Origin of the sequence: Corallococcus exercitus, from assembly GCF_003611585.1 — a bacterium.
GTDB lineage: Bacteria > Myxococcota > Myxococcia > Myxococcales > Myxococcaceae > Corallococcus > Corallococcus exercitus.
In genome coordinates this window covers 1-10,633 of sequence record NZ_RAVW01000346.1, presented here as the reverse complement: position 1 = coordinate 10,633, position 10,633 = coordinate 1, and the positions used below count along the sequence as shown (strand labels likewise).

The window sequence follows — 10,633 nt, the reverse complement described above, 5'->3', positions numbered from 1 at the left end:
GGTGTATAAGAGACAGGCCTCTCCCGTCCGAGACGGAGGCCCCGGCGGACCCCTCCGCGCCGGCACCCACCGCTCCTCCGGAGGCAAGCCCTGCTCCCGCGCCCTCGGGCGTGGACGGCTTCGGCGTGACGATGCTGTACCCGTCCAAGCCGGGCGGTGAGGCGTGGGCGCTCGCGGACGACGCCACGGCGGACAAGCGCTTTGATCCGCAAGGCACCATCACGCGCAACGCGGACGGCTCCTGGAAGATGAAGAGCACGAAGGTCCGCATGAGCGCCTACCCGGCCACGGGCTACGACGCGAAGCAGATCGCCACCTACGACCGCGACGAGCTGGCGGGCCGCGGCTACATGCAGGCGCCGAACGACTGGAAGAACATCGAGATGACCGGCTTCGTGAAGGTCAATGCGGTGAACAACAACCAGGACAACTTCGCGTGGTACGCGCGCGGCGGGAAGCACAACGACAAGAGCTCCGGCTGCGAGGGCAGCAGCTACAAGGGCGGCCTGCACTACGACGGCCGCGTGCGCTGGGAGAAGGAGACCTGGCACGTGTCCTACGACCAGGCGCCGTACAAGCCGGCCACCTCCGCGCTGAAGGGCCGCTGGGTGGGCTTCAAGGCCGTCATGCGCAACGTGCCGGGCACGAAGAACCCGGAGGCCGTGAAGCTGGAGCTGTACCTCAACGACACCGCGGACAAGGTCAGCTGGACCAAGGTCTACGACATGACCGACGACGGGGCCTGGGGCGGCGACGCCCAGCACTGCGGCGGCTCCGTGGGGGCCATGCCGATCACCTGGGGCGGCCCCATCGCCACGTTCCGCTGGGACAACGCCACGGACGTGGACTTCAAGTGGCTGAGCGTCCGGGAGATCCAGCCCTAGGCGGGCCGCACGCTTCATGTCCTGAACGCAGCAGGGGAGGGGGGCCTGGCACGGCCCTCCTCCCTTTTTTTGTTCGCGGCCTGACGTGGGGTGCGTGGGCTTTCCGACAGCAGGGGCGCGCCGGGGTGCCGCTGGAAAGAGACGCCCTAGCTTCGCAGCCTAGCTGACGCCGGGGCCATGGGCTGCCCGCGCACATCCACTCCAGGGCGCGGTCCTTCCGGCCGGGTCCTCCACTCGAGGGACGACGTTCATGCGGATCACCTTCCTGGGTCATGCGGGCTTCGCGGTGGAGACCGCCGGAGCGCTCGTCGTCATGGATCCGTGGCTGACGCCCCAGGGGGCCTTTGACTCCGCGTGGATGCAGCTGCCGCGCAACCACCACCTGGCGCCGCGCGTGAAGGAGCTGCTGGAGACGCCGGGCAAGGAGCGCTTCCTCTACATCAGCCACGAGCACAAGGATCACTTCGACCCGGAGTTCCTGGCCACCATCGCGAAGCGGGACTTCACCGTGCTGGTGCCGAAGTTCCGGCGCTCCGAGCTGCGGGACATCTTCGAGAAGTACGGCTGCAAGCGCGTCATTGCGTGCGAGGACTCGCGCGAGATCCCCATCAAGGGCGGCTACATCAAGCTCTTCGTGTCCGAGCAGGGCACCAACCGCGACTCCAGCGTGATGGTGCGCGGTGACGGGCAGTGCTTCCTCAACATCAACGACTGCAAGATGCACGACCGGCTGGTGCGCGTCATCGCGGAGGAGGGGCCCATCGACGTCTTCTCCGCCCAGTTCTCCGGCGCCATCTGGCACCCCACCTGCTACGAGTACCCGAAGGAGACGTACTCGGCCATCAGCCTGAAGAAGCGCGACAGCAAGTTCGAGGCGGTGGCGCGCGCGCTGGACGTGGTGCAGCCCCGCGCGTACATCGCCGCGGCGGGCCCGGCGGCCTTCCTGGATCCTTCCCTCTTCAGCCTGAACTTCGAGGACGTGAACATCTTCCCGCGCGCGCCGGCCCTCTTCTCCTACCTGGAGAAGCGCCTGCCCACGCTGCCCACGCGCTACCTGGAGCCCATGCCCGGAGACGTGCTGGACGCGGGCTCGCTGGAGTTCGTCTCGCAGGTGCCGGAGCGCGTGACGACGGAGAACTTCAAGGAGTACCTCCAGACGTACGCGAAGGACATGGCCCACGTCTTCCGCGAGCGCCGCCGCAACCTGATGCTCGAGGAGGTGGATCAGATCCACGGCCGCCTGCGCGTGGAGCTGCAGCGCAAGCTGGACCTGTTGGACCTGCACGACCGGGTGGGCATGCCCCTCTACGTGGAGCTGACGGAGGCGCCCACGCGGCTCTTGCGCGTGGACTTCAAGGGTCGCCGCGTGGATGAAGTGACGGAGATGCGCGACAAGAGCCGCTACGCGATGAAGGTGAGCGCGAGCGACATCGTGCGCGTGCTGGACCGCAAGTTGAACTGGGAGGACTTCCTCCTGTCCTTCCGCCTGCGCCTGTCCCGCAACCCGGACGTGTACGAGCCCGTGCTGCACGGCTTCCTGGGCGTGGAGGTGGAGGACATCCGCGAGTTCTGCGAAGGCATCCGCGCCACGGAGTCCCAGAAGGAGCGCACCACGGTGGACGCTGGCGGCAAGCGCTTCACCATCCAGCGCTTCTGCCCGCACCAGGGCGCGGACCTGGCCGAAGGCTGGGTGGAGGAGGGCCGCTACGTGGTGTGCCCGCGCCACCGCTGGCAGTTCGACCTGCAGAACGGCGGCGCGTGCAAGACGAACAACTCCACGCTCTGCGCGGAGCCCGTCGCGGACAAGCCGGAGGGCGGCAAGGTGGAGCGCGGCGGCGACAAGGCGCCCGTCGAACCGCCGCGCGTCTGATGCTTCAGCTGCCCCGGCCTTCAGCTGCCCCGATAGGTGGAGAAGCCGAAGGGGCTCAGCAGCAGCGGGACGTGGTAGTGCTCGTCCGTGGCGGTGATCTCGAAGAGCACCTGCACGGACGGGTAGAAGCCCCTCTGACCCCGGGCCTGGAACCAGGCCCCGGTGTCGAAGGTGAGGCGGTACACGCCGGGCACAAGCTTCGTGTTCGCGCCCGACAGGTCCTTCACCCGTCCATCCGCGTTGGTGACGCCCCGGGCCAGCTCCCGGAAGGTTTCACCCGAGCGGGCCTCCAGCGTGAGGGACAGCCCTTCCGCGGGACGGCCCGTGCTCGTGTCCAGGACATGCGTGCTGAGGGTGCTCATGACGCGAGGAGCTTCTCCAGTCGGATACGGGTGATCTTCGCCTGCTCCCCGGCCGCGATCTTCAGCTCCGCGTCGGGGGTGTTGTGCATGCGGTCCTGGAGCAGCTCCAGCATCTGCGCCGCGCTCTTGCCCGTGGCGCACACCAGGAAGATGAAGCCGTAGCGGGACTCGTAGTCCCGGTTGCCCTGGGCCAGCGCCTGCAACACGCCTTCGTCCGCGCCAGCCACGCCCTTCTGCTCCTGTGACGACCACTGCGCCGTGGAGGCGAACTTCTCCCGCAGCTTGGACACGTCGCCGATGCGCGGGTGGTGCTTGAAGGCCTCCAGCCAGTCCTCCGGCCCCGTGCGCGCCCAGGCGTCCACGGCCTCCGAGTACAGGTGCTCCGCGTCGCGGAACGGGCGGACGGCCAGCATCCGCTGGACCCACTTGGTGCTGCCGCAGCAGCGGGTGAAGGCCTGGGTGGCCTCCTCCGTCGTGGCCGTGTTCAGGCGCTCCAGCGGCGTGCTCACGCCGGCTCCCCGAAGAGGCGCAGCCGGCTGACGCCGCCATCCGGGAAGATGTTGAGGCGCACGTGGGTGATGGGGCCCACGTCCTTCAGCTCCTTCTCGAAGACGTGGCAGTGGTCCGCCTGGAGCTTCGACTGCGGCAGCAGCTCCTTCCACTTCAGGTGCGTCGCGTTGGCGAAGTCCAGGAGCGGCTCCTCCAGGTGGATGCCCTCCAGCGAGCAGCGGTCCGGGAAGTTGCCCTTGAAGAAGTGGGTGTCCACCTCCGCGCGGCGCAGCGTGCCCGCCGTGGCCAGCTTCACGACGATCCAGTCGAAGCCCGGCACGCGCTTGCGGCGCGTCTCCCAGCCCTCGCCCATGTTCGCCGCGCGGCCCGGGAAGATGAGGTTGTCCTTCGTGCCGAAGAACTGATCATTGCACGTGACGACGGAGCCACCGTTGGCCGCCGCCGCCAGGTCCACCAGCCCCGCCTTCTTGAGCGCGTGCCAGTCCGGCAGCACCTGCCCGTGCACGCGCAGGCGCGCGACGCCGCCGTCCGGGTAGATGTTGAGGCGCACGTGCGTGAAGCGCCGCTCGTTCGCCACCGCGAAGAGGTTGCGCGAACCGCCGCGCAGCCGCTGCTTGGGGACCAGCTCCGTCCAGCGCGACACGTCCTCCGCCAGCGACTCCGGCGTCGGGTCTCCGTCCACCTCGCAGGCCTCCAGGGAGGCGTACTCGGGGAAGTTGCCGATGAAGTGGTTGGTGTCCACGTCGATGCCGTGGATGGCACCGGGCAGGCCCAGCTTCACGATGCACCAGTCGTAGCCGGGCACGCGCTTGCGGCGCGTCTCCCAGCCGTCCATCCACTTGCCGCGCTCCGTGTACTTGTCCGCGATGAAGACGCCGCGCCCGGGCTCCAGCATCGCTTCCTTGGGCGCGAAGAACTCGTCGTTGGCCAGCAGGGCCTTGCCGCCCACCTTGCGTGCGGCGAGGTCAATCAGGTCGGCGAAGGCGACATGCATCGCCCCGGGTGCTTCGGCTTGCATCGGTTTTCCTCTCCTGGACTTGCCGGGGCTAACCGCGCGGCAGCCACTGGCCGATGCGCGGGCCCGTCAGTCCCTCGGTGGCGTCGAAGATACGCTGGCCGCGCAGGTATGTCCTCAACACCCGCCCTTCCAGTTCCCGTCCCGCGTAGGGCGTCAGCCGGTGGCGGTGGCGGATGTCCTCCGGCGCGACCTTGAAGCGCGCCTCCGGGGCGAAGACAACGAAGTCCGCGTCCAGCCCCGGCCGGATGGCCCCCTTGCGTCCCGACAATCCGGCCAGCTTCGCGGTGCGGTGCGACATGCGGTCCACCAGCGCGTCCAGGCCCAGGCCGTGGGCGCGCATGCCCGTCCACACCGCGGACACGCTGAGCTGCAGGCCCGCGATGCCGCCCCACGCGCCGGAGAAGTCCCCGGCCTCCAGCTTCTTGAGCGCGGGCGTGCAGGGCGAGTGGTCCGACACCACCAGGTCGATGAGGCCGCTCTTCACCGCGGCCCACAGGCGCTCACGGTTCGCCGCCTCGCGGATGGGCGGGGCGCACTTGAAGTGCGTCGCGCCGGCTTCAATCTCCTCCGCGGTGAAGGTGAGGTAGTGCGGGCACGTCTCCACCGTGAAGGGCAGCCCTTCCGCCTTCGCCTTCGCGATGTCGTCCAGCGCGTCCGCCGCGGACAGGTGGACGATGTGCACGGGGCCCCGGTGCTTGCGGCACAGGTCGATCATCATCCGGATGGCGTCCACCTCCCACGCGGCCGGACGGGACGCGAGGTAGCTGGCGTACGCGCGCACGTCGCCCGCGAAGGGCGGCTCGTGGTCCGTCAGCTCCGCGTGGACCAGCAGCGGCACGCCCGCCTTCGCGAGGATGGGCATGGCCTTGTCCAGCACCTCGCGCGTGGCGGCGGGGAACTCATCCACGCCCGAGTGCACGAGGAAGCACTTGAAGCCCGGCGCGCCCGCGTCGACCATCGCCTGGAGCTCGCCCGCGTTGCCGGGGATGACGCCGCCCCACAGGCCGTAGTCGATGGCGCACTGGCCGGACGCGGCCTCCGCCTTGGTGCGCAGCGCGGCCAGGGACGTGGTGGCCGGGATGGAGTTGAGCGGCATGTCCACCACGGTGGTGATGCCGCCCGCCGCCGCGGCGGCCGTCGCCGTGGCGAAGCCCTCCCAGTCCGTGCGGCCGGGCTCGTTGATGTGCGCGTGGCTGTCCACAATGCCGGGCAGCAGTGCGTCGCGGCCCAGGTCCACCACGTTCGCGCCCTGCGGCACGTCCACCGTCGCGTGGATGCCTTCGATGCGCCCGTCGCGCACCACCACCGCCGCGGCGCGCGTGCCTTCGGGCGTCACCACGCGCTCGCTGCGAAACACGGTTACAGATGCACTCACGTCTCGAACTCCGTTGTCGCGTAGTCCGCGAGCGCGCGGAAGTGGCGCTCGCTGTCATCCAGGTAGAGCTGCTTCGTGATGCCGCCCACCAGCCGGGGCAGGCTGTACTTCATGCCGGAGATGCTGGCACCGCCGAAGCCCAGCGAGAGCAGGCACCCGAAGGTGTAGTTGAACACGCCGCCAATCCACGGCGCGCTTCCGGGCTGCTTCTCCTGGAACTCGAAGGAGGGGCCCAGGTACGGGTGGCGCAGCAGGTCCGCGTGCCGCTCGTTCTCCGGCGGGGTGAAGCGGTCCTTCCACAGCGCGATGTGCGGGTGCAGCTCCGCCAGCTCCGGCCGCAGCGACAGGTCCGTGGTGAAGCCGGACGCGATGATGAGGAAGTCGAACGTGTGCGTCGCGTGCGGCGTGCGCACCACGGCCTGGCCGTCCTGCTGCTTCACCTCCACCCAGGGACTCTCCGCGTGCAGGTGGAAGTGCGGGTGGCGGCGGGCGCGCTCGAAGGTGTCGCGCGGCGGTAGCTGGCCCATCTCGATGATCTGCCGGATGAAGCGCCAGCGCTGCGCGTCCGGCAGGTCGCCGTGGTGGCGCAGGAAGCCCGCGAACTCCGCCCAGCGGTAGGGGTTCACATTGGGCAGCTTCTTGCGGCGGTAGAACAGGTCCACCTGGCCCGCGCCCGCCTCCAGCGCCACGGAGGCGTTGTCGAACGCGGAGGCCCCCGCGCCCAGCACCCCGATGCGCTTGCCCTTCAGCGCGTTGAAGTCGATGGGGTCATGCGTGTGCGCCCACAGTGCTCGCGGCAGGGGCTGAACTTCCGGCGGCGCGTCCCAGCGGCCGGAGCCGTCGATGCCGGTGGCCAGCACCACCTTGCGGGCGAGCAGGAACTCCGCCTCGCCGTTGTGCGCGGCGGGGACCTCGAAGCAGTCCAGGTCCGCGCGCCAGCGCAGCGCGCCGGCCTTGGTGCCGCACTTCACGGGGATGCCCAGCACGCGCCGATACCAGAGCAGGTAGTCCGCCCACAGCTCCTTCGGGATGAGGGCCACCTGCTGGAAGCCCTCCGCGCCGTGCTGCGCCTCGTACCAGGCGCGGAAGGAGAGGTTGGGGATGTTGTAGTCCGGGCCGGTGAGGTACTTGGGCGTGCGCAGGGTGATCATCCGCGCGAACGTCTTCCAGGGACCGTGGAAGCCGTCCCTACCGTCGTCCAGTACCAACAGGTTCGTCACCCGCTCGCGCATCAGCCCGAACGCGGCGCCCAGCCCGCTCTGGCCTCCGCCCACGACGAGCACGTCCAGGATGGAGCGGCCGTCCGGCGTGGAGCGCGGCGGCACCCAGCTCCGGGCCGGGTAGGACAGGATGTCCAGGTCGCGCCGGAGGGCGTCTTCCAGCGCCTCCAGGCCCTGCGGGGGACGGTAAGGCGAGGCCATCGGATCGCGGTCGGGCATCGGGCCCGAAGCAACCCACGCCCGGATTCCCCATGCAAGGGGGGCCCTGCGGCAGGGGCCGGTTCCGGACGGCCGCCTCAGCGGTGGGAGGTGGTCCCGGCCGCCTGGGGCACGAGCAGCTCGCAGCGCACCCGCGCGTTGTCCGTGCGCATCCCGGCGGGGCCCTCCAGCGTCAGCGCGTCGGCGGGCAGCAGGCCCTCCCAGACGCGCTTGCCGTCCGCGTACACGGTCAGCACGTCCGCGTCGATGCGGGCTCTGAGCACGTGTGACTCTCCCGGCGCGAGCCGGTCCAGCGGCTCCATGAAGCGCGGCCGCACGGTGGTGTAGCCGGCGTTGCCGCACTCGCGGCTCTCGTGGTCGTCCGGGTTGCGCTTGAAGTTGACCACGATGCCCGCGGACGGAGCGATGCGCCACATGGCGTAGATGACGTTGCAGCCATCCCGGGCGCGCAGCTTGAGGCCCACCTGTTCGCGCTGCTGGCCGGACGCCAGCGGAATCACCGGGTCGGTGACGCCCAGCCAGGTGAAGCGCAGCTCCGCCTCGTCACCCGTCGACTCCGGGACCACCGCGCGCTGGCGGGGCACCTCGATGGCGAAGTGCGTCCCGTCCGGCGCGTCCTCCGTGAGGCTCGCGAGCTGCCCTTCCGTGACGTGCAGCTGCCGCCGTGTGACGGGGGCCAGGCCGTCCGGGTCTGGCGGATCCGCGCGAAGCGCGCGCGTGCCGGAGGACACAGGGGATTCCATGGGCTTCCTCGCGCTGTTGCAGGCGCCGTGGCTCAGGAGCAGGGCTCCCGCCCACAGCATCAAGATGCCCGACGTTCCGAGCGCCACCCACCGCCGTTGTCTCGCATCGCTCATGGCCCCGTGCCTCCCAGCAGCGAGCGGAGCGTCTCCAGGTGCGCGCCCAGATAGGCCTGCTCCGCCTGGAGCCGTGCCAGCTCCAGCAGCAGGTAGTCGCGGAAGCGGCGCACCTGCCGCGTCTGCAACTGCTCCACCTCGCGCAGCTGTCCTTGCAGGTCCGACACCAGGGCGGACACCTCGCCCAGCCGCTGCTGTTCGCTCCGCTCGGTGATGCGCAGCTCGCCGAGCAGCTGGCGCACCCGCCGGGGCGCGCCGTCCACCGCGTCGCGCGTCTCCTGGCGGCGGCCCTCGCGGGCCTGGGCGTTGGCCCGGCCCTGCCAGAGGTGGCCCAGGTTGTAGCCCAGCGTGAGCTGGCCGAAGAGGGGCGTGCTCTGCTCCACGTCGAAGACCTCGTCGTAGCCGCCGCGCACGCTCAGGCGCCACGCGGCCGCCGTGCGCAGGCCGCCGGACAGGACCTCCACCTGATCATCCGCGGCCTCGAAGGCGCTGAGCAGCACGCTCAGCGTCTGTCCTTCCGGTGGCGCGGGTTCGAGCGCCAGCTGCTCGCGGGCCTGGGCGGTGTCGCGCGCCAGCGAGCGCAGGTGATCCAAGCGCACCTGCACCGCGTTGAGCTCCTCCAGCGTCGCGCCACCGTCGCGCAGGTCGTCGCGCAGCTGGGCCACCAGCTCTTCCGCGCGGGGCAGGGAGGTGGCCAGCGCCCGGGCGCGCGCGTCCAGCGCCGCGGCTTCCCCCAACCGTGAACCGTGCTCCACGGCGCTCTGGAGCGCGGCGAGCGCCTGGTAGCGCCGGCACTCGGCCTCCGCGCGCGAGCGCAGCGTGTGGCCCCGGTAGAGGCCCACGAAGTCGTAGCCCAGCCCCGCGGTGACGCGCAGCTTGGGAGAGCCCAGGGGGAGGTCGTCCGAGCCGCCCGTTGCGTCGCCCGCGTTCACCGCGCCCACGCTGGCGAACACCTCCGGCGCCAGCTCCAGCGCGGCCTCCGCGCGCGAGGTGCCGCGCACGCGCTCGCAGTAGCCCTTCGCGAGGTCCGCCTGGGCCCGCACCGCCCCCGCGTCTTCCGCCGCCGGGGCCATGCCCGCCCACAACCCGAGCCCCAGCAGGGCTCCTCTCGCGAGGCTCGTCCGCATCCTCCGCTTCCTTTCGTTTTCCAAGACGGGGCTCACAGCATCAACGGGGGATGGCCCAGGTGAAGCAGCGGCTCGCGCGCGCTGGGCGCGTCCCGAAGCTGGAGTTCCACCATCACGCCTCGCAAGTGGTACTGGCGGATGGGGTGCTGCTGGGAGACCTCCCCCTCCAGCACGGGCCCCACCACGCCCACCTCGCGGCACCACAGGATCTTCAGCGCGCAGGTGTAGAGCGGGGTGCCGGCCCGGGCGTTGGCCAGGTTCTCGTAGGGCACGAAGGCCACCGTGAGGTTCTGCTCCAGCGCCTTCAGGTACGGCGAGCCGTGCACCACCTGGAGCAGCTGGTCGAAGCGGCGGATGCGGTCGTCCAGCGCGTGCACGTCCGCCTCCAGGCTCTTGCGCTGCGCCTCCGCCCGGGCCATCGCGAGCACCGACTGCGTGTACTCACGCTCCAGCAGCAGCGTGTCCGTGGTGAGTCCCTCCGGGGCGTCGTCGCGGCCCAGGCCGTTCTCCGCCGCGGTGAGCCCCTCGCTCTCGCGCCGGAGCGTGTCCAGGCGCATGTCCAGGTCCACCGTCTCCTGTGCCAGGGACAGGTTGCTCTGCGCCATCTGCGCCAGGTGGTGGTTGGCGGTGAGCACGTCCTCGCGCTCCATCAGCTTCGCGCCGTAGAGCGCGTTCGTGCGCGTGCGCGCCAGGCCGCTGTACGCGCGGTTGGACTCGGCGATCTCCCCGCCCGCGCGCAGGTACTCCTGGCGCAGCGCGGACAGCCGCTTCGCCAGCCGGTCGCGGGAGCGCTTCTCGCCCTTCAGCGCCACGACGAAGCGCTGCTGGAAGGACCGCTCCGTGGCCACGGTGCGCTCGGCCTCCTGGAGGCGGTCGGAGGCTTCGCGCCGCCTTGCCATCAGGCCGTCCCGCTCCGACTCCTGCTGCGCCGCCTGCGCGTTGAGCGCCAGGACGTTGGGGTCGGTGGGCGACAGGATGGTGGGCGTCACCCAGCTGCTGCTCGCCAGGAAGAAGCCCTGCACGGCGAGGAACGACATCAGGCCCAGGAGGATCAGCGCCAGCAGCACCGACCCCATGAACTTGTAGGCGGACACCGCGACGGAGTTGAGCCGGTTGGCGACCTGTTGATTCATGACGGCGTTCCCTCGCCTGCGGAGGTGGAGGTGAGCTTCGCGGGGGCGGGGACGGGCA

10 protein-coding genes are annotated in these 10,633 nt (G+C 70.5%); 2 read left to right on the top strand and 8 right to left on the bottom strand.

All coding sequences use genetic code 11. The features are described from left to right. A partial coding sequence (locus D7W79_RS31445) for a carbohydrate-binding protein (RefSeq protein ID WP_244222078.1) occupies window positions 1-884 on the top strand: 884 nt, incomplete at its 5' end. Between the two features lie 250 nt (window positions 885-1,134). Next, complete coding sequence (locus tag D7W79_RS31440; protein WP_120529065.1) at window positions 1,135-2,754, top strand: Rieske 2Fe-2S domain-containing protein; 1,620 nt, start codon at window positions 1,135-1,137, stop codon at window positions 2,752-2,754. Between the two features lie 20 nt (window positions 2,755-2,774). On the opposite strand, the gene uraH is transcribed toward D7W79_RS31440, so the two are convergent. The 8 genes from uraH to D7W79_RS31400 all read right to left on the bottom strand — a co-directional run bounded on the left by uraH (window position 2,775) and on the right by D7W79_RS31400 (window position 10,575). After that, complete coding sequence (gene uraH / locus D7W79_RS31435; protein WP_120529064.1) at window positions 2,775-3,116, bottom strand: hydroxyisourate hydrolase; 342 nt, start codon at window positions 3,114-3,116, stop codon at window positions 2,775-2,777. After that, entirely contained in the window at window positions 3,113-3,625 is a 513-nt protein-coding gene (uraD, locus tag D7W79_RS31430) for a 2-oxo-4-hydroxy-4-carboxy-5-ureidoimidazoline decarboxylase (RefSeq protein ID WP_120529063.1), read from the bottom strand. Before uraD ends, uraH begins: the two co-directional genes overlap by 4 nt. After that, a complete protein-coding gene (gene alc, locus D7W79_RS31425) occupies window positions 3,622-4,644 on the bottom strand; it encodes an allantoicase (RefSeq protein ID WP_120529062.1) in 1,023 nt (340 codons plus the stop codon). The genes uraD and alc overlap by 4 nt, the downstream gene beginning before the upstream one ends. A 28-nt stretch (window positions 4,645-4,672) precedes the next feature. Next, a complete protein-coding gene (allB, locus tag D7W79_RS31420; RefSeq protein ID WP_120529061.1) occupies window positions 4,673-6,019 on the bottom strand; it encodes an allantoinase AllB in 1,347 nt (448 codons plus the stop codon). Then, window positions 6,016-7,440, bottom strand: a complete 1,425-nt coding sequence (locus D7W79_RS31415; protein WP_167497763.1) for an NAD(P)-binding domain-containing protein — start codon at window positions 7,438-7,440, stop codon at window positions 6,016-6,018. Before D7W79_RS31415 ends, allB begins: the two co-directional genes overlap by 4 nt. A gap of 95 nt (window positions 7,441-7,535) precedes the next feature. After that, window positions 7,536-8,315: a hypothetical protein gene (locus D7W79_RS31410; protein ID WP_147442141.1), complete on the bottom strand. Its 780-nt coding sequence runs from the start codon at window positions 8,313-8,315 to the stop codon at window positions 7,536-7,538. Beyond that, a complete protein-coding gene (locus D7W79_RS31405) occupies window positions 8,312-9,442 on the bottom strand; it encodes a hypothetical protein (RefSeq protein WP_120529058.1) in 1,131 nt (376 codons plus the stop codon). The genes D7W79_RS31410 and D7W79_RS31405 overlap by 4 nt, the downstream gene beginning before the upstream one ends. Window positions 9,443-9,474: 32 nt before the next feature. After that, window positions 9,475-10,575 carry a coiled-coil domain-containing protein gene (locus tag D7W79_RS31400; RefSeq protein ID WP_120529057.1) on the bottom strand — a complete coding sequence of 367 codons (1,101 nt, stop codon included), beginning with the start codon at window positions 10,573-10,575 and terminating at the stop codon, window positions 9,475-9,477. Window positions 10,576-10,633 lie beyond the last annotated feature (58 nt).